Annotated in this window: 16 protein-coding genes; 11 read left to right on the top strand and 5 right to left on the bottom strand. The window is 33.1% G+C overall.

Features of this window, described 5'->3' with window-relative positions:
• Positions 1-31: 31 nt before the first annotated feature.
• The 3 genes from EJA19_RS07525 (at position 32) to EJA19_RS07515 (ending at position 2333) form a co-directional block, all read left to right on the top strand.
• Entirely contained in the window at positions 32-1813 is a 1782-nt protein-coding gene (locus EJA19_RS07525) for a chloride channel protein (RefSeq protein ID WP_125467751.1), read from the top strand.
• Positions 1814-2050: a hypothetical protein gene (locus EJA19_RS07520; protein WP_125467750.1), complete on the top strand. Its 237-nt coding sequence runs from the start codon at positions 1814-1816 to the stop codon at positions 2048-2050.
• Positions 2051-2141: 91 nt separating this feature from the next.
• Positions 2142-2333, top strand: a complete 192-nt coding sequence (locus tag EJA19_RS07515; protein WP_125467749.1) for a cold-shock protein — start codon at positions 2142-2144, stop codon at positions 2331-2333.
• Positions 2334-2392: 59 nt separating this feature from the next.
• Here the strand turns inward: EJA19_RS07515 and EJA19_RS07510 are convergent, their stop codons facing one another.
• Together EJA19_RS07510 and EJA19_RS07505 are read right to left on the bottom strand one after the other, a co-directional pair.
• On the bottom strand, positions 2393-2842 hold the full coding sequence (locus EJA19_RS07510) for a nucleoside deaminase (RefSeq protein ID WP_125467748.1): 450 nt from the start codon (positions 2840-2842) through the stop codon (positions 2393-2395).
• Between the two features lie 64 nt (positions 2843-2906).
• The gene (locus EJA19_RS07505; protein ID WP_262706695.1) at positions 2907-5579 is read right to left on the bottom strand and encodes a T9SS-dependent M36 family metallopeptidase; all 2673 of its coding nucleotides are present in this window, start codon (positions 5577-5579) and stop codon (positions 2907-2909) included.
• 200 nt (positions 5580-5779) lie between these two features.
• Between EJA19_RS07505 and EJA19_RS07500 the strand changes: the two genes are divergently transcribed.
• A complete protein-coding gene (locus tag EJA19_RS07500; protein WP_125467746.1) occupies positions 5780-7549 on the top strand; it encodes a 1-deoxy-D-xylulose-5-phosphate synthase in 1770 nt (589 codons plus the stop codon).
• Positions 7550-7627: 78 nt separating this feature from the next.
• Here EJA19_RS07500 and EJA19_RS07495 read toward each other — a convergent pair whose 3' ends face one another.
• The gene (locus EJA19_RS07495) at positions 7628-8971 is read right to left on the bottom strand and encodes a deoxyguanosinetriphosphate triphosphohydrolase (RefSeq protein WP_125467745.1); all 1344 of its coding nucleotides are present in this window, start codon (positions 8969-8971) and stop codon (positions 7628-7630) included.
• Between the two features lie 200 nt (positions 8972-9171).
• Here EJA19_RS07495 and EJA19_RS07490 point away from each other — a divergent pair, with 200 nt between their 5' ends.
• Positions 9172-10443, top strand: coding sequence for a hypothetical protein (locus tag EJA19_RS07490; RefSeq protein ID WP_125467744.1), 1272 nt, complete (start codon positions 9172-9174; stop codon positions 10441-10443).
• Between the two features lie 158 nt (positions 10444-10601).
• On the top strand, positions 10602-13481 hold the full coding sequence (locus tag EJA19_RS07485; protein WP_125467743.1) for a TonB-dependent receptor: 2880 nt from the start codon (positions 10602-10604) through the stop codon (positions 13479-13481).
• A 78-nt stretch (positions 13482-13559) separates the two neighbouring features.
• On the opposite strand, the gene EJA19_RS07480 is transcribed toward EJA19_RS07485, so the two are convergent.
• Positions 13560-13922: a toxin-antitoxin system YwqK family antitoxin gene (locus EJA19_RS07480; RefSeq protein WP_125467742.1), complete on the bottom strand. Its 363-nt coding sequence runs from the start codon at positions 13920-13922 to the stop codon at positions 13560-13562.
• A 290-nt stretch (positions 13923-14212) separates the two neighbouring features.
• Between EJA19_RS07480 and EJA19_RS07475 the strand changes: the two genes are divergently transcribed.
• The 3 genes from EJA19_RS07475 (at position 14213) to EJA19_RS07465 (ending at position 19512) form a co-directional block, all read left to right on the top strand.
• Positions 14213-16501, top strand: coding sequence for an inorganic phosphate transporter (locus tag EJA19_RS07475; protein WP_125467741.1), 2289 nt, complete (start codon positions 14213-14215; stop codon positions 16499-16501).
• Between the two features lie 297 nt (positions 16502-16798).
• Positions 16799-17533, top strand: a complete 735-nt coding sequence (locus EJA19_RS07470; RefSeq protein ID WP_125467740.1) for a LytR/AlgR family response regulator transcription factor — start codon at positions 16799-16801, stop codon at positions 17531-17533.
• Positions 17534-17742: 209 nt separating this feature from the next.
• The gene (locus tag EJA19_RS07465; protein WP_240640240.1) at positions 17743-19512 is read left to right on the top strand and encodes a tetratricopeptide repeat protein; all 1770 of its coding nucleotides are present in this window, start codon (positions 17743-17745) and stop codon (positions 19510-19512) included.
• Here EJA19_RS07465 and EJA19_RS07460 read toward each other — a convergent pair.
• The gene (locus tag EJA19_RS07460) at positions 19509-20078 is read right to left on the bottom strand and encodes a DUF3109 family protein (protein ID WP_125467739.1); all 570 of its coding nucleotides are present in this window, start codon (positions 20076-20078) and stop codon (positions 19509-19511) included. The genes EJA19_RS07465 and EJA19_RS07460 overlap by 4 nt on opposite strands.
• Positions 20079-20191: 113 nt before the next feature.
• Here EJA19_RS07460 and EJA19_RS07455 point away from each other — a divergent pair, with 113 nt between their 5' ends.
• Positions 20192-20773, top strand: a complete 582-nt coding sequence (locus EJA19_RS07455; RefSeq protein WP_125467738.1) for a MarC family protein — start codon at positions 20192-20194, stop codon at positions 20771-20773.
• 7 nt (positions 20774-20780) lie between these two features.
• Positions 20781-20978: a hypothetical protein gene (locus EJA19_RS07450; protein ID WP_125467737.1), complete on the top strand. Its 198-nt coding sequence runs from the start codon at positions 20781-20783 to the stop codon at positions 20976-20978.
• The last annotated feature ends 2 nt before the right edge of the window (positions 20979-20980 follow it).

The following is a 20980-nucleotide window of genomic DNA, read 5'->3' as shown; positions in this document are numbered from 1 at the left end:
TAAATGCAGGATTTTTTAGTAGATTTAATCTATGCCAAAGAACAATTCATACTTAAAACGGTTTTTAATCTGGAGGTATAAATATATCTCTCAAAAAAACTTTGTCTTTTTACTAAGTATTCTTGTAGGGCTTTTGGCTGGTTTGGTTTCTGTGACCCTAAAAAACATCACCTTTAGTATTGAAGCGCTTTTAGAAAAAGGTATTGTTTTCTCGCAAAACCAGTTGTATTTTATATTACCAGTTATTGGGCTATTATTGGTTTTCTTATTTGTAAAATATATTTCGAAACGTCCTATTGAACATGCCATTCCTTCTGTGTTATTTTCACTATCAAAAAAAGGCGGCATTCTAAATTATAAGAAAATTTATTATCCATTAATTACAGCTCCTTTAACCGTTGGTTTTGGTGGATCTGTTGGATTACTTGGCCCAGCAATTGTGTCTGGTGCTTCGTTAAGTTCCAATTTATCACGCCTCTTCCATATAGACAAAAAAACACGTACATTGTTGATTGCTTGTGCTTCGGCTGGAGCCATTGCTTCTATTTTTAAATCGCCTATTGCAGCAATCGTATTTGCTGTCGAAGTGTTTAGTTTAGACCTTACATTTGCATCGTTACTTCCTTTATTAATTGCATCAGTGTCATCAGTATTAACATCATATTTCTTTTTAGGTAATGAGGTATTATTCAACTTTAAAGTTACCGATACATTTGCGCTAAAAGACACGGTATTTTATTTAATTTTAGGTGTTGGCACAGCATTTGGCTCCATATATTTTTCAAAAATATATTTTGCTGTTCTCAAGTTTTTCAATCGGTTTAAAACATCCAAACAGCGTTTGATTTTTGGTGGTTTGGCCATAGGGATCATGTTATATTTTATTCCGCCGCTATATGGTGAAGGTTTTGGATTCATAAACAACTTGCTTGCTGGCGATCATCTATCGGCATTGGGAAAAACGCCTTTTGATGACTATATTGACAATATTTGGGTTGTTATTACGCTACTTTTTGGTATTACTGTTTTTAAAGCGATAGCCATGACCACAACTTTTGCTGCTGGCGGGACAGGTGGAATTATTATTCCTACTTTGGTTATGGGAAGTGCTTTGGGTAATGTGGTTGCCAAAATAATAAACAACATAGGGTTTGGGTTTCATGTTTCAGAAGCTAATTTCACGCTAGTTGGCATGGCTGGATTAATCGCAGGTGTATTGCACGCCCCCTTAACGGCTATTTTTCTTATTGCTGAAGTTACTGGCGGTTATGCGCTTTTTGTTCCGTTAATGATTACTGTATCCATGTCCTTTATTCTCACTAAAAATGCCATGGAATATACTATTTACACTAGAGAATTGGCCGAAAAGGGCGCATTATTAACGCACGATAAAGACAAAAGTGTCCTTACATTAATGAACATTGATAATGTTATTGAAACCAGTTTTATAAAACTATCACCGGAAATGACTTTAGGAGATATGTTGCATAAAGGTGTGGCAAAATCTAGCAGAAATCTGTTTCCCGTTATTAATTCTGAAGAACAGCTAGTAGGTATTATTCTTTTAGATGATATTAGAAACGTGATGTTTGACCAAACCTTATACAATTGCACTTCGGTAGAAACGTTTATGCACAACCCACCAGATTACATTATTTACGAAAAAGATAACATGCATCGCGTTATGAAGAAATTTCAAAACTCTGGTGCATGGAATTTACCCGTTATAAAAGAAGGAAAATATCTTGGTTTTGTATCGAAATCTAAACTATTAACAGCTTATCGCAGAGAATTAATTAACTTTACATCATAAATGAAAGTCATTAAAATTATAACCGGAATAGTATTTTTAGTTTCCTTAACTGGAATAGTTACTGGCTATATTGTTGATAACCCAAAATATATTGGCTTAGGTGTAGCAGGCTTATTCTTTGTAGTTTTCCCTTTATTCTCTTACTATCGTTGGAAAGACAAAGACATTAAAGACTATATGATTACCAAGGAAAACATTGATAAAATGCGTGAAAATCAAAAACGTCATAAATACTGATTTTCAGAAAATTAAAATAAAACGATTTCTTTACATTACGTATTAATTAAAAGCCTACCTTTGGGCTTTAATTATTTATATTTTTTTTATTATGACTGGAACAGTTAAATTTTTTAATGAATCGAAAGGTTACGGATTCATTACCAACGACGAAACAGGAAAGGACATCTTTGTTCACGTTTCTAACCTTAATGGCGTAGAGTTACGTGAAGGAGATAACGTAGAGTACTCTGAAGAAGAAGGAAGAAAAGGAATGGTTGCTGCCAACGTGGAAGTAATCTAATCTATATATCTTATTACAGTTTCAACGCTCAACATTTTGTTGGGCGTTTTTTTATGGCTTTAATTTAAATTACGTTTTTCTATAAAAAACTGTTTCATAAGTTGAGATGCTTCACTTTCCAAGACTCCGCCTTCTATTGTAGTTTTCGGATGTAATTTTGTATTTAAGTTTATACAACCACGCTGTTCATCTCTTGCACCATAAACAATTTTACTTATTTGACTCCAATACAAAGCTCCTGCACACATTTGGCAAGGTTCTAAGGTGACATATAATGTGCAATCTTTTAAATATTTTCCGCCTAAAAAATTGGCTGCAGCTGTTATAGCTTGCATTTCAGCATGGGCAGTAACATCATTAAGCATTTCTGTTAAATTATGAGCTCTTGCTATAATACGATCTTTAACAACAATAACTGCTCCTACAGGGATTTCACCTTTATCAAAAGCAACTTCTGCCTCCTGAAGAGCTTTTTTCATAAAATATTCATCGTTAAACGGATTTTCCATAAATGTAAAAATAAAAAAGGCAGCTGAAAACAGCTGCCTTTTGAAACAAATTTTAAAGAAATAATTACTTAATAATTACCTTATGATTCATACTAATATTATTTCCTTCAATATTCAACACATAAATTCCTGTTTGAACATTGTTAACATTTAAAGTCATAATATTATTAAGTTCCCCTGATTGAGAAAGCACTTTTCTACCATTAATATCGAAAAGTGTCACCTTAACATTACCAAAGCTTTTATTAACTTTTATGTTAATATTATTATCTGTTGGGTTTGGATAAATTTTAAAATTGCTTTGGTTAAACTCACCAACACTTAAGGTTGTACAATTAGCTAATGATGGATCATTTTCATCTGGCATGGTAAAATCTTCCACTTGATCTGTCATGATAGTAGGAAACCCTTGAGAAGCATTAACACCTAGCCCTCTATTAGCAAAAACTTCCCAAATTAAACATTGGTCTTCTCCTCCAGTTAAAGCCATATCTGCCGCTAGAATAGCATCTCTACCTTGAACAAATCCAGGGCTGCATGGTTGCAACTTAAGACCATCTATTACTATTTGCATAACTTTATTGTTACCTCCTGTTCCGTTGTATAAATCTGAATCAAAACCATATTTATCTATGTAAGCCCATGTTAAATCCCATAATACAGTTCCCCAAACAAAACCTACGTTATGGACTATTTCATTCCAACCTACTGGTTCTCCTCCTATTGTTCCAATAACTGTATCGTCGTTTGTAGCACCATAAGTATAGTTATTTACAGACATATTTGTTGTATACTGTACTGGACGAATACCTATTCCCGAGGCCGTTTGACCATCGGCATATGTAGCAATACCTCTTAAATCTTCAGCCACATCATCTGATGTCATAGTTACCATTAAAGCAAACCAATCTGACCATCCTTCACCCATTTGTTCATCATTAGTTAAACACCCTGAATTATTAGCGCCACCTGTCAACCTATTAGAAATTCCATGGCCATATTCATGAGCTACAATACCATTATCAAAGCTGCCATCTCTTTCATATATACTAGTATTAACTATTGTTGCATTAATTACATCCCCATTTTGCAAAGCTGCTATAATAGGTTCGCCATTTGCATTATTAATAAAAATAGAAGGTATGGTAAATGCTGGAGTAGATTCTCCTGCCATATTTACATACTCTGTATAATTCGGGTCGTTGTCTGGGTTATTATGATTTACCATTATTACCCCTACAGCTCCAGCATTTTGAGCAAATTGAATTTTTTCAACAAATGAACAATTCCCTCTTTTAATAACAGCAATTTTACCACTAACTTGACCCCAATTAACAAGGGCACTACAGGCTTCTGTTGGTGCTGTTGAGCCATCATTAACTAAAACTAAATCAGCAGTCACAGGAGTTGTAGAAGGTCCAGTTATATTATTTCCTGCTCCTTCAGCTGGATAGGCTGCCAAATAACTTCCTGCTAAAGCTCCTGTATTAATTGTTAATGGTTCTGGGTCATAAGACGCACTCCATAAGAACATTTGCATGTAAGGATTAGTCCCATCTGGTGGTGTCCCAAAATTAGCATTATTTAAAGCGCTTCCATCTTGCCCATCAGCCAAAACTTGGTCATTTTCGGCGCCTTCATTACTATAATTTTTCTGTTGAAAGTTACCACTAACCTCATCAAAACCATAGTGATACCAGATATCATGCATCATATTATTAATATAAAATAAGTTTGTTAGAGAAGCATCTTGATATCCTATTGGTTCTTGGTTTAAATTTAGTGGAAAATCAAAATTTAAAGCACTTGTTCCATCAGATGAATACCCAGTACCATCGTTACCATTAACATCTTCTCTTGCCAATACATTGTTGCCTCTAGTAATTGTAAAATCTGCACCTGGAAAACCATTTACATCATGCCACCCATATGGAGATGCTACTGGGTCTGCCGGCTCAGAAACTATTGATCTATCACCGTGATTTGGGCTTTCAACAGGTAACGCAAAAACATTGTATTGAGATCCATCAACCATAAAGCTTTCTTCATTAAATAACTTAAATGTTGATGTTTTGTTTTCTAAATCATTCGTAGTATAATGCCTATGAGATGTATGATCTTCACCAAATTTGCATTTTATCATCCAATTTGTTTTATCAAGAATCTCTCCCGACAAAGCATCTACTCTAACACTCCACCAATCTTGCCCATCTAAAGTGTGTATACTTAAGTCCCAAGATAGCTTTAAATTATTATCTTCACTTAAGAAAAAAACTAATTTAACAGGAATATCATTTTTAGAAATACCTCCTTTAGAAAACAAATATTTAAAACCTTCTTTTTCTAGATTTTCTAAACCTGTAACACGTCCTAAGTTTAATTTAGATGCCACTTGAAAAATGGCTTCTTCTGCTGATAATTGTGTCGATGTTGAATTAATTTTACTAGCAACATTGGCCACAAAATTATTCGCATAATAAAAAACACTATTGTCCTTAATTGCTAAACTAGACGTAGCGTTGAATATTTCTATCCCTTGATATCGCTGATTTAAATATAAGTGGGTAAGCTTGGTACTCTTAGAAAAAACTTCTTTATCGATAATAATATCATTAAAATCGTTTTCCAAAAGATTGAATTCATTTTTATTTTGCTTTAAATAGTCTTCAACTATTGTTTGATATTTTGAGTTTGACAACAAATTTTGGGAAAACATAGTTGCTGACATTAAAAACATACTCAAAAAAACAAAGCTATAGAAGTAATGCTTTTTCATTTTTTTATCTTTAAATTTAGATTATATAATTAGTTTAGACGCAAATATATACAGTAACTTACTTTTTCCTACTTAAAAAGCACTAAATTTTAAATCTAGCCTTTCAAATTTTGGTAATTTTGTAAACTTTAACCATTTTTTTTAAAAAAACTATATTCTGTATGAAGAAACCTTCTTTAAATCTTATTAACTCACCAAAAGATTTAAAAAAACTTTGCATAAGTGATTTAAAAACTATTTCCAAAGACTTAAGACAGTTTATTATTGATGTAGTTGCCACAAAAGAAGGTCATTTAGGAGCTAGCTTAGGGGTTGTTGAACTTACCATTGCCTTACATTATGTGTTTGATACTCCAAACGATTTATTAATTTGGGATGTAGGCCACCAAGCTTATGGCCATAAAATACTTACAGGAAGACGTGATATCTTCCATACAAACAGACAACTTAATGGCATAAGTGGCTTCCCAAAACGTTCAGAAAGTGAATACGATGCTTTTGGTGTTGGGCATTCTTCCACATCCATTTCCGCTGCTTTAGGAATGGCTATTGCATCCAAATTAAAAGGTGAAAACAAACACCACATTGCAGTAATTGGTGACGCTTCTATCGCTAGCGGCATGGCCTTTGAAGGTTTAAACCATGCTGGTGTAACCAAAGCCAACCTATTAGTTATTTTAAACGATAATGCTATTGGTATAGACCCAAGCGTTGGTGCTTTAAAACAATACCTAACCAATGTTAAAAAAGGTACTCAAAAGCAAGACAATATTTTTGAAGCTCTTAATTTTAATTATTCAGGTCCAATTGATGGACATGATCTTCCTTTATTAATTAGTGAGTTAAATAGATTAAAATCTGTTGAAGGCCCAAAGCTACTTCACGTTATAACTACTAAAGGAAAAGGATTAAAACAAGCTGAGGAAAATCAAGTTAAGTATCATGCGCCTGGTAAATTTGATTCCAAAACAGGCGACCTTTTACCCCAAAAAACTAACGGCAATGAACCACCAAAATTTCAAGATGTTTTTGGAAGAACCATTGTAGAACTAGCCAAGAAAAACGACAAAATTGTTGGTATTACACCAGCCATGCCTACAGGAAGTTCTTTAAAATATATGATGGACGTCTTTCCTGATCGCGCTTTTGATGTTGGTATAGCCGAACAGCATGCTGTAACACTTTCAGCTGGCATGGCAACACAAGGTTTTATGGTGTTTTGTAATATTTATTCAACATTTCTTCAACGAGCCTACGACCAAGTTATACACGATGTTGCCTTACAAAAACTGCCCGTAATCTTTTGTTTGGATCGCGCTGGTTTAGTTGGAAATGACGGCGCCACACATCATGGTGTTTTTGATTTGGCTTATTTAAGGTGCATTCCTAATCTTATTATTTTTGCCCCAAGAAATGAAATTGAACTTCGCAATATTCTTTACACAGCTCAATTAGGTTTAAATAAACCTATTGCTATTCGTTATCCAAGAGGTAGAGGACAGATTACTGATTGGCAACAACCTTTTAAAGAAACACCTATTGGTAAAGGAGTTAAATTAAAATCTGGAAGCGACATAGCTGTTTTAAGCCTAGGAAGTATAGCACAAAACGTGACTAAAGCTATTGATAAAATAAAAAACAACGAAAAAGTTTCTCATTACGACTTGCGCTTTTTGGCTCCTTTAGACGAAAATTTACTTCATGACATCTTTTTAAAGTATCAAACTATTATTACAATTGAAGATAGTACTGTAATTGGTGGTTTTGGTAGTGCCATTTCTGAGTTCTGCACAAAACACAAGTATAAAAACACCATTAAAACATTGGGAGTCCCAAACCAATTTATAGAACACGGAACAACAGAAGAATTACATCACATTTGCAAAATTGATTCTAAAAATATTAAAACACTTTTAGACACATTAATCTAAATCAATATTTGAATCTACATAAAACTAACTATTTGAGAACTGTTATTTTTATATTAGCCTCTTTAACAGCTAAAATAATTATACATTTTGTCCCATTAGCTTTAAATAGGTTTCTTTTATCTTACCATCAGACAGTTTTGAAATGTAATTACAAATAGACATTAGGTTATTATACAAATCGTCATGATTTAAATTGACGGTTTCTGGCAAAGACCTAAGAATTAATTTATCAAAATTTGTTAAATCACCTTCAACTTTGTTTTGCACGGTTTTAGTGTAAACATGTAATAGTTTATTTATCACTTCGTAACCTACTATTTCTTTATCTATAACTTCTTTAGATTGATAAATATTTTTAATACTAATAGCTATAATATCGTTTATTTGAGCTTCATAAGCACATTTATCCAATAGTGCATGCGGAAAGTTATTTTTTAAAATAGAGGTTTCATTATCTAAAAACACTTCAACAGCTTCATTAATTAGTGTATTAATTGCTAGAGCTCTTAAATAACTTAGACGATCTTGTGTGTTGGATAGATTCTGATATTTCTTAGTATTAATATTGGTTTTCACCAATTTGATTAAATACTCTAACGCGTACTCTTCTTGAATTAACCCTAAATTAATTCCATCTTCAAAATCGATAATAGTATAGCAAATATCATCGGCAGCTTCCACCAGGTATGCTAATGGATGACGTGAAAAGCTTACATTATCATCTTTCCCTGTACTAATTAAACCAAGCTCTTTGGCAACATCTAGAAACACCTCTTTTTCAGACTGAAAAAAACCGTATTTTTTATCGGCAATATGAGCCGTAGGTTTTTTAGGTAGGGACTCTTTAGGATATTTTATAAAAGCGCCTAAAGTGGCATAACTTAATCGCAAGCCACCTTCTCTTCCTTGGCGACTTTCGGTTAAAATTTTAAAGCCATTGGCATTACCTTCAAAATCACATAAATCTTGATACTCTTTATCGGTTAAAAAAGACTTAAAGTTTGTTCCTTTTCCGTTTTTAAAGAACTCACCAATAGCTTTTTCGCCAGAATGTCCAAACGGCGGATTACCTATATCATGGGCCAAGGCAGCGGCAGCTACAATAGCACCAAAATCATTAGCTTGGTACCCGTGAACCGTATTTAAATGCGGATATTTCTCAAGTAACTTGGCGCCTACTTTTCTACCTAGCGTTCTTGCTACAACACTTACTTCTAAACTATGTGTTAATCTGGTATGCACAAAATCAATCTTCGATAATGGAATAACCTGTGTTTTATCTTGAAGGCTCCTAAACTCTGAAGAGAAAATAACACGATCATAATCTACTTCAAACCCTAATCTGGTTTCATCCTGCTCTTTTCGTAATCTTTTATTAGTGTCTCCAAAACGTTTTAACGATAGTAATTGTTCCCAGTTCATCTTAATAGTTTAAAGCGTGCAAGATAACCATTTCAATGTTAAATTAATGTTTGCTATTACACCTATATTAAGCTAGGTGTTAACACTAATTAAACATTATCATCATATAGTTTTAATTCTCAATTAACCTAGACTTTACAATGTAGCTGTTTCTTTGCGCCAATAAATCAATGCAACTTAAATAATTTAAAAAAAGTAAAATGAGAAAATTAACTTTAGCCGTAATAACACTATTATCATTAGTTTTAACAGGCTGCTTTAAAGATGACGATACACCAATCGTTATTGAAGAGACTACAATTAACAACAATAATACTGGTGGTGGTAGCGAAGACACATGTCCTACTATAGTTAAAGCTGGTGGTATTGCTTTAAATGAAACTTGGACTAACGACAATATTTATGTATTAGATAGAAAAGTTGTTGTTATGGATGGCGTTACACTAACTATCGAGCCAGGAACTATTATTAAAGGACGTGCTGGTCAAGGATCATTATCTTCTGCATTAATTGTTGCTAGAGGTGGAAACATCCAGGCTGTAGGTACGCCAGAAGAACCAATCATATTTACATCAGAAAGTGATAACATTTCTTGCGGGGAAACTGCTGGTACTAACTTAGATGAAACTAACCAAGGTCTTTGGGGTGGTCTTTTAGTAATGGGCTATGCACCTTGTTCTTTATCAGGAGATGTTGAAGAAGTGCAAATTGAAGGAATTCCTGCTGATGATACGTTTGGTCTTTATGGTGGTACAGATCCAGAAGATGGTTCAGGTATAATTAAACACGTATCTATAAGACACGGTGGTACTTTAATTGGTGAAGGTAACGAAATTAACGGATTAACACTAGGTGGTGTTGGTAGAGGTACTGAAATAGACCACGTTGAAGTAGTTGGTAACGTTGATGATGGTATCGAGTTCTTTGGTGGTACTGTAGATGCTTCTAACTTATTAGTTTGGGGACAAGGTGATGACGCTCTTGATATTGACCAAGCTTATTCTGGAACTATTGATAACGCTGTTATTATCTTAGGTGGAAACTCTGACCATGCCCTAGAAATTGACGGCCCTGAAGGTTCTGCTGTAGGATCTTACACGCTTCAAAATGTTACTATGAAAGGTAACTTAGATACTGCAGGTGGAGAATATGCAGACTTTAGAAGTAACGCTATGGGTGCAAACAACAATATCTACGCATTTAACTTTAAAGAAAGTTCAGATGTTGAAATAGATAACGACGGTGTTGCTAATAACTATAACAATGGTGACTTAACATTATCTAACTGGGAAGTTGCATTACCAACAGGTGTTGCTAACGTATCAGATATTTTCAATAACACTTCATCAGTAAGCGCACCTAACTTTGGTACCGAAGCAACTGCTGTTACTCAAGGAAGCCAAACTACAGGAGCTGACACGTCTGTTTTCATTTGGACATACGCAAGCGAAACTGGAGCTTTAGACTTCTAAACAAAACAATATTTAAGCACTAAAGCTCACCTAAAACAATTAGGGCTTTAGTGCTTTTTTTAAATCTTTCTTAAAGATTAGGAATAGCTATAAAAACTTAAACTCATACAAGTTTTTATAGTAACATCTGAAAGTTAAGAAATAACAAAAAAGCACAGATGGAAAAAAACAAAATATTACTCACGCTATCTTTGTTGTTTGTAACTTTATTAGGTTATGCACAAACAGGTAAAGTAGCTGGTACTATAATTGATGGTGAATTTGTTGACCCTATGCCTTTTGCCAACGTCATTATAAAAAATACCACTAAAGGAACGACTTCAGATTTCGATGGGAAATATGAATTAGAGCTTGAGGCAGGTACTTACACTTTAATTTTCTCTTTTGTAGGTTACGAAACCAAAGAAATAAGTGACGTGGTTATTAAGGCAAATGATGTTACCGTATTAGATGTTACGTTAACGACAAATTCATTAGATGAAGTTGTTATTACAACAAGCGTTAAAAGAAATACCGAAAATGCCGTTTTAAACATGCAGCGTAAATCTGCTGTGGTTATGGATGGTCTTTCGGCACAAAGCATAAAGAAAACTGGAGCTAGCAATATAGCAAGTGCTGTAAAAAGTGTTCCTGGAGTTTCTGTACAAGGCGGAAAATACGTGTATGTAAGAGGTCTTGGAGATCGTTACACAAAATCTATTTTAAATGGTGTTGATATCCCTGGATTAGATCCAGACAGAAACACCATTCCTATGGATATTTTTCCTACTAATATTATAGACAACGTTATTGTCCTTAAATCGGCTAATGCCGATCAGCCTGCCGATTTTACTGGTGGTATTGTAGATGTTATTACTAAAGATTTCCCTACAAAAGCTGAATATAGTATCTCTGCTGGTTTTGGTTATAACCCAACCATGCACTTTAACGATAAGTTTTTAACTTACGATGGCAGTGATACAGACTTTTTTGGTTACGACGATGGTACTAGAAACCGTCCAATAAACAGATACCAACCAATTCCTGGTACGTTTGAAAATAAAGTTTTACTGACTAGTTTAACCAATAGATTTCAAGAACAACTTAAAGCAGATAAAGCAACAAGTGCTCCTAATTTTAGCTTAGGATTAACCGCAGGAAATCAATACGAGGTAGGTAAAAATGGCAACAAATTAGGCTATTTAGCTTCTGCTTCATATAAAAACAACACCACATTTTATGAAGATAGAATTGATGGTGCTGCCATAAAAGATGCAGACAAAAGTGTATACCAGCCTCGCTATTCTTTATACAGTAAAGGTAGCGAAGGGATAAACGAAGTATTAGTTAATACGCTTGTAGGCTTAACTTTTAAAACCGATTTATCAAAATATAGATTTACGGCACTTCATATTCAAAATGGCGAATCGTCAGCAGGATTCTTCGATCAAGATTTATCTCAAGATAACGCCGGTGGAGCTTACGAAGATGTTGTAAAAGACGCCTTACTTTACACCGAACGTTCTATTACAAACTTTAACTTAAGCGGTAGCCATAAATTAGGTGCTAATTCTGGTTGGGATTTCGATTGGACCTTATCACCATCTTTTTCTAAAGTAGAAGATAAAGACCATAGAATTACACCTCTTGTTGTAACGCAAGAAAATCAATATATAATTGATCCTAGTACAACGACAAACCCTACCAGACTTTGGAGAAACTTATTAGAAGAAAGTTGGGTATTTAAAGCAGATTTTGATAAAAAGTATGAACTATTTAACAGACCTGCTAAATTTCAAGTTGGTGGTAATTATGTCTATAAGTTTAGAGACTTTAGTATAGATGAGTTTTTCATGACTTCTACAAACAACATTGTACCTAACGGAGATACAAACCTACTGCTAATGGATGAAAACTTATGGACACCAGAAAGCGGTGAAGGCACACACCTAGTTGCCACAGGTAATAATCAAACATTTAAACCATCTAATGCTTACGAAAGTGAACAAATGGTGTATTCTACATACATCTCTAACGAGTTTAACGTAAGTGAAAGTTTAAAAGCCATTGTAGGACTTAGAACAGAATTATATCAATTATTCTATACAGGAGAAAATGCTCAAGGAGATGAAGTTTACAATAGACAAAGTACTATTGACAACTACGATTTGTTCCCTTCGGCCAACTTAATTTATGCCTTAAACGACAACTCTAACTTAAGAGGTTCATATTCTAGAACAACTGCTAGACCATCGTTTAAAGAAGCGTCTAGAGTACAGATTTTCGATCCTATTACCAACAGAACGTTTATTGGTAATGGTTTTGGTATTGAAGATGCCAACGGCGATATAATATTTGATGCTGTTAGACCTACATACATTAATAACTTTGATCTAAGATATGAATTGTTTAGAGACAAAGGACAAATGATTGCCTTTAGTGGATTCTACAAAGATTTTAAAGATCCTTTAGAAGTAACCTTCTTCCCAACATCTGCAGAACAATTAACAATCGCCAACCTTGGTAATGCTACCGTAGTTGGTGCAGAAGTTGAATTAAGACAAAATTTTGGTTTTTTAACCAACAACTTAGAAAAACTAAGATTAAATGTTAATGCCTCATACATCTACTCAGAATTAAGCATGTCTGATAGTGAATATGACAGAAGAGTTTTAGCAGCTAGAGATGGTGAAACCATTGATAGAAAAAGAGAATTACAAGGGCAATCGCCGTACTTAATTAATGCTGGCTTCGATTACGATAATGACGATATGGGCTTACAAGCTGGTTTGTTCTACAACGTACAAGGTGAATCTTTAGAAGTGGTTGGTACGGGACAAATTCCAGATGTTTACACCAAGCCTTTCCATAGTTTAAACTTTACGTTTAGCAAAAAACTTGGCGAAAACAAAAAGTCTTCTATCGACTTAAAAATAAATAATATTCTTGGTGATGAAAGAGAAAGTTTATACGACTCTTACAAAGCTAGTCAAGAATTAATTTACACACAAAGAAAGATTGGAACCGAGTTTTCTATTGGTTATAGTTACTCTTTCTAAGAATAGTTACTTGTTAATACAAAAAAAGCTCTCAAGAAATTGAGAGCTTTTTTTTATCTTATTAAAAAAAACTTGTTTTTAGTCTCTTATTGCTATAGTTGAGCTGTTTTTCCATTCGTTAACTGTAGCCATTCTAGAATCTACAAAGTCTACCTCTTTTAAGGTATCTTCTGTCCAGAAAAACCATTTACCAACTTTCGTTCCGTTTTCATATTTTCCTACAGCTAGTTTATTTCCTTGTAAATCAAAACTAGACCAAGTGCCATGTAACTCACCCGCTTTATTAAAAAAACCATGTTGCTTAACAACACCGTTATCGTAATAATAAGTTGCTTCTGTTAAATTACCTTTTTTTTCGTATTTTGGTTTAATGGTATCACTATTTTGGGCAAAGGCTAACCCAAAACATAACATTAAAACTATTGATAATATATTTTTCATGATAAATTAGGTTTTATTAATACTTACATAACAAATATACGTCTTTATTTTACATTAAAAAAACATTTACGTAACATTAAATTAACATTAGAATTATAAAGTACTGATTTATAGCTCTTTACAAATTAAATAATTTAAAAATTTAACATTGGGAGCTTAAGTTTTCCTTTATTTAATTAAAACAAATACAATTAATTACTAAGGAAATATAAATAGAACATAACATTAGCTTAACATAACATTATGCATAATGTAAGAAATTTGCTGATTGATAATTTTGACTGATTTCAATGGAAAACATTTACATTTATATGCTTATCGCCTTGGCCGTATTAGCCATTGCCGATTTAGTGGTTGGCGTTAGTAACGATGCAGTTAACTTTTTAAATTCTGCTATTGGTTCCAAAGCCGTTTCTTTTAAAACATTAATGATTGTTGCCAGCTTAGGTGTTGCCATGGGTGCATTATCCTCTAGTGGTATGATGGAAGTCGCCAGAAAAGGTATTTTTAATCCCGGAGAGTTTATGTTTAACGAAATCATGATTATTTTCATGGCAGTTATGTTGACCGATATTCTCCTATTGGACTTTTTCAACACATTGGGTCTGCCAACATCGACTACTGTTTCTATTGTTTTTGAACTTTTAGGAGCTTCGGTTTGTATGGCATTAATTAAAATTTCTGCCGACGATTCGCAAACCTTATTAAACATTACAAACTACATTAACAATGAAAAAGCTATAGAAATCATACTCGGCATACTGCTCTCGGTAGTTGTAGCATTTTCTGTTGGAGCGTTTGTTCAGTTTATTTCACGTTTACTCTTATCGTTTAAATTTAACGAAAAACCGTATTGGTATGGGGCCTTATTTAGTGGCTTTGCCATTACATCTATCATGTATTTTATTTTAATAAAAGGACTTAAAAGCGCTGCTTTTATGAGTCCTGAATTTATGAGTTTAATACAAACCAATACAGTCATTTTTATTGCTATTAACTTTATTGTTTGGACTGTTTTATCTGTCTTAGTTATAAAACTATTAAAAACTAATATTTACACTATAATTATTATTGTTGGGACCTTTGCTTTAGCAATGGCTTTTGCAGGTAACGACTTAGTAAACTTTATAGGAGTTCCTATTGCTGCATACAATTCGTTTGAAGCTTGGTCTGTGAGTGGCCTTGCTCCTACCGAATTTAACATGAGTATTCTAGCTCAAAAAGTTCCTACACAACCATATTTACTTTTAGTTGCAGGGTTGGTTATGGTATTAACCCTATGGTTTTCTAGTAAAGCTAAAGCTGTTGTTAAAACATCGGTAGATTTATCTAGACAAGACGATGTGAAAGAGCGTTTTGAACCTAATTTCTTATCAAGAAATGTTGTTAGATTATCAATGGGACTATCTAATATGTTTAACGACTTATTACCCAAATCAAGTAAAACATTTATTGAAAAGCAGTTTTCTAAGCCCGTATTGTCTATTGCAAAAACCAAAGCATCTGATGAAGATTTACCGGCTTTCGATTTGGTTCGTGCAGCAGTAAATTTAATGGTGGCTAGTGTGTTAATTTCTATTGCAACTTCCATGAAATTACCCTTATCAACAACCTACGTAACGTTTATGGTAGCTATGGGTACATCTTTAGCCGATAAAGCTTGGGGTAGCGAAAGTGCCGTATATCGTGTGGCAGGTGTTTTTAATGTTATTGGCGGTTGGTTTTTTACTGCCATAAGTGCTTTTGTAGCAGCTGCTATAACAGCTTACTTATTAAATTGGAACGTAAAGGTTATGGTTCCTGTTCTATTGTTTTTTGCTATTTTACTGCTTGTTAGAAATTATGTTTCACATAGAAACAAGTCTAAAGAAAGTAAGGCAGAAGATCGTTTAGAACGTGCCGAAAGCAGTTCTGTACAGGGTGTAATTCATGAAAGTGCCGATAATATTTCTAATGTTATTAAACGTGGAAATAAAATTTACACCAATGCTATTGAGGGCTTAGCTAGGCAAGATTTAAACACTTTAAAGAAAAATAAAAAACAGGTTAATAAACTAACGAATGAAATTGAAGATTTAAGAGATAATATTTTCTATTTCATTAAAAACTTAGACGAAAAAAGTATTAATGCGAGTAACTTTTATATTAACATTCTTGACTATTTAACCGATATGGCACAATCTCTTGAGTACATTTCAAGAGCAAGCCACAAGCATGTTAATAACAACCATAAGAAACTTAAATTTAGCCAAATTAAAGAGCTAAAAGATCTCGATGATACTATGGCAAAATTATTTGCCGAAACGCGAGATGCATTTTCGTCTTACTCATTTGAAAAAATTGAAGAAGTCTTAAAACACAAACCCGAAGTATACAAACACATTACTTCAAAAATTCAATTACAAGTAGAACGCACAAGATCTGAAGAATCTAGTCCTAAAAACACCACACTATACTTTAGTGTGCTTTTAGAAACTAAAGATCTTTTAGATGCTACTTTCGATTTACTTGAAGAATACAACCAAGCTCACGATGCCTCTGTAACACCAGCTAAAGTTACTGGAGAAACCGAAGAGTAAAAACACATATTTAAACAAACAAAAAGCCATCAAAAAAATTTGATGGCTTTTTTATGGTTAATAGCATACATATAGTATAGAATCTATACCCCTTTAAATAATTAATAGCTTTGCTAAGATCTAATAAAAATATCACCTTGTAAAAAGAATTGTATAGTTGGTAGGAAATAATGTATAGTTGGCAAGTAGGAGATAGAAAACAACCGCAATACACGCTTTTTAAGACCTACTATACAAAAAACAGAACCAACAATACATATTCTAATTAACTAAAACGATATATGCTTATATTTGAATATGATAAAAGCTGTAATTGTAGACGACGAACCAAAAGCCATACAAAGTTTAACTTGGGAGTTAAACGGTTTTAAAAAGGATTTAACCATTATAAACTCCTTTACACAACCCGAACATGCTATCGCTTACCTACAACAAAATGACATTGATTGCTTATTTTTAGATATAAACATGCCTACCATGGATGGGTTTCAGTTTTTAGATAAACTAGGAAAACAAAATTTTGCAGTTGTTATTACAACAGCCTATAATGAGTTTGCCCTTAAAGCAATAAAAAACGAAGCTATTGATTACCTCCTTAAACCTATTGATTCTGATGATTTAAAGGAAACTATAAAAAAGATAAAAAAGCATTACACAAATAGTGTTGCCATATCTAAGGTTGAAGAAACCCTTATAAATTTTAACGCCAATACTCAAAAAAATAAGGTTACCATAAATGCCGATGGAAAATTAATTTTCTTAAATACAGACGACATTCTTTATGTAGAATCTGATGGCAATTATTCAACTATATTTTTAGAAAACAACCAAAAACTTGTGGTTACTAAAAAACTTAAAGAAATGAATGCCACATTGCCAGAAGATAGCTTTTTTAGAATTCACAACTCCTTTATTATTAACCTAAATAAAATAAAAGAATTTGTAAAAACAGATGGTTATGTTGTTATGACTTCCAACCAACAAATCCCTGTTGCTAGGCAACGAAAGTCTAAATTCCTCGACAAAATATAACCGCAATGTTACTTAAAACCCCTTCCATATTACAAATTAGGCTTTTAATGGTAATAGCTCTATGCTTTTTAAGCCACACTACAAAAGCGCAAACCATTAATACGGATTCTACTTTTATAAAAATTGTTAATTCAGTTCTTAAAAACAAGCCTACTCATTATCGGCACTTAGATTCAGTTTTTAAACAACATAAAAACGATTCTATAAAAATGTCCTTTTTACTTGATAAGGCAACAAAAGCCAATTACATAGAAGGTGAAGGCTTTGCACATAACATGCTAGGAATTATTTATAGAAACACCTCGCAGTACAACAAGTCTATTACACACCATGAACAAGCTAAAACAGCTGCAAAAAAAGCCAAAAATATAGAGCTTGAAATTGTAAGCCTAAACATGCTTGGTGTAAACTACAGAAGGCAAGATATTATTAGGCTGGCTCTCGACAATCATAAAGAAGCTTTAGATTTAGCTGAAACTATTGAAATCCCTTCAGAAGACTTAAAACGAAGCATTGCTGTTTCGCAAAATAGTATGGGTAATATTTTTTTAGCTTTAAAACAATACGACTTCGCTTTAGGGCATTTTAAAAAATCGCTCGCCATAGAAAAAGAGCTAAATAACAAATTAGGTTTAGCAATAAATTACCATAATATTGGTTATGCACAAGAAGCCAAAAACCAAATAGATAGCGCTTTAATAAACTATAAAACCTCTTTAAAGTATAATAACGACATAAACTCTGTTATTGGACGTATTATTTGCAATAACAGTATTGCTAAAATTGAAATAAAAAAAGGGCATTACAACAAAGCATTACCTCTAATCAATTCTGCTATTAAAAACGCTACTCAAGAAAAAGATCAGTTTTACATTGCTACTTCATACCTTAATTTAGGTTTGGTACAACTTAAGCTTAATCAACTAGAACAAGCCAACACCAGCCTAACAATTGCTCTAGACATTGCTGAAGAATACAATTTAAAATCCTCGGTTGTAACTGCCTACGATTACCTCTCGCAACTCTACGAGAAAACTCACGACTACAAAAAAGCTTTAAAATATAATAAGCTACACCAAGAATTAGACGAAACAATAACCAACGACCGAAATTTACAGTATGCTAATGGGCTAATTATTAAATATGAAACCGAAAAGAAAAACAACCAAATTCAAGCATTAGCCAGCGAAAACGAAATTGTAAAACTTAAACTAAAGCAAAATAAAAACTTTTTGTTGTTTAGTATAATTGGAGGCTGCTTGGCTTTAGCCATTATGGTTATTTTATATAGACAACACAAATTAAAAAACGAAAAAAAGATTATAACACTAGAGCAAGAAATGCTTAGAAATCAAATGAATCCGCATTTCATTTTCAACTCTTTAAACTCTATAAAATTATACATCATAAACAACGAAAAAGAAAACGCTGTTTACTACTTAAATAAATTCTCCAAGCTTATCAGGAAAATACTAATTGCTTCTACCGAAAAAGAGATCAGTCTTCACGACGAACTTGAAACTATGGCGCTTTACATGAATATTGAAAATATTCGGTTTTCTAATGAGATTGATTTTTCTATTACTATTAATGATAATGTAAATACGGATTTAATAAAAGTTCCTTCCCTCATTCTGCAACCGTTTTTAGAAAACGCGTTATGGCATGGGCTATCATCTAAATCTGGCGAAAAGAAAATTACTCTAAAGGTTTCTAAAAGTTCTCCAGAATTTGTAACTATAAGCATTACCGACAATGGTATTGGCAGAGAAGCTTCAAGAAAAATACGGGAACAAAAAAAGCTAAAAAGAAAATCGGTTGGATTAGATATTACAAAAGCACGTTTGGCAAACTTCTCCAAACATTACGCCAACGATTATAGCATAGAAATTATAGATCTTTATTCTGATAATAAAGCCTCTGGCACAAAGGTTATTGTAAATATTCCTGTAAGGGCAATAGCTTTAAAAACAGCTTAAGACCTAAGCTTTTTGGCTGTTTTTTCTAATTCCATATACCAATCTTCGCCAAATTTTCTAATTAAGGCTTCTTTTACAAACTTATAAATGGGTACTTGCAGCTCTGCACCTAATGCACAAGCATCGTCGCAAATAGGCCAACGATGGTAGTTAACCGCAGAAAACTCGCTATAATCCTTAACACGAACAGGATATAAATGGCAAGACACAGGCTTTTTCCAATCTATAACACCTTTATTATGGGCTTCTTCAATAGCACAAAGTGCCATACCGTTTTCGGCAAAGGTTACATAAGCACATTCGGCGTTGTTTACTAAAGGCGTTTCTAACTCGCCATCTTCTGTTGTAATAAAAGCACCTTGTTTTTCAATCGCCTCAATACCTTCTTTTCTTAAAAAAGGTTTTACTTTTTCATAAATATCGTCAAGAATATCGGCTTCTTCTTCATCAAGCGGTGCTCCGGCGTCGCCATCTACACAACAAGCGCCTTTACATGCCGAAAGATTACACACAAAATCCTTCTCTATAATATCTTCTGAAATGATTGTTTTTCCTAATTGAAACATGCTACAAAGGTAAGGCTTCTTCTATAAAATTATACTCAAAAAAATAATGGATTTTAGTAATGATTATTCAAACATAAATAACGAGATTTGCAAAAAATTTAAAACTAAAAATCATGCAACTTAATATAAAAGAAATAGTTACAGCTTTTATGGTATTATTTGCCGTAATTGATATTGTTGGTAATGTTCCTATTGTTATTGATTTAAGAAAAAAAGCGGGTCATATACAAAGTGAAAAAGCCTCGATTATTGCTGGGGTTATTATGATTGTTTTTCTTTTTATAGGACAAAACATTCTCTCGCTTATTGGTATTGGCGTAAATAGTTTTGCTGTTGCGGGTGCCTTTATACTATTTTTTATCGCACTTGAAATGATTTTGGGTATTACGCTCTATAAAGAAGACGAAAGCACCTCTATGACGGCTTCTGTATTTCCTTTAGCGTTTCCTTTAATTGCTGGTCCTGGTAGTTTAACGACTTTACTCTCTTTAAGGGCAGAATTTCGTTTGGAAAATATTATTGTAGCAGTTATTTTAAATGTTATTATTATTTATGTCGTGTTAAAAACATCCTCTAAAATTGAGCGTTTAATAGGCCAAAATGGGATTAACATTATTAGAAAAATATTTGGTGTTATTTTACTTGCCATTGCCGTAAAACTTTTTGCCCAAAATATTAAAGTACTCTTAGCATAAAATCTATATGAAAATATTTTCTATAATAATAACCGTTTTAGCTTTAGCATTAATTGTATTTAATGTTACAAAAATTAATTTTGACGCTCCTTTTCAAGGCGATAGTATTGTTGCATTAATTACTATTTTGTGTGCTTTATGTGCTATTATATTACTACAAATTTTAAGGGTTTCTAAAAAAATTGAAAACAAGTATAAAAAATAGGT

Origin of the sequence: Mangrovimonas spongiae (assembly GCF_003944795.1) — a bacterium.
GTDB classification, from domain to species: domain Bacteria; phylum Bacteroidota; class Bacteroidia; order Flavobacteriales; family Flavobacteriaceae; genus Mangrovimonas; species Mangrovimonas spongiae.
This window is presented reverse-complemented; position numbering and strand designations above follow the sequence as displayed.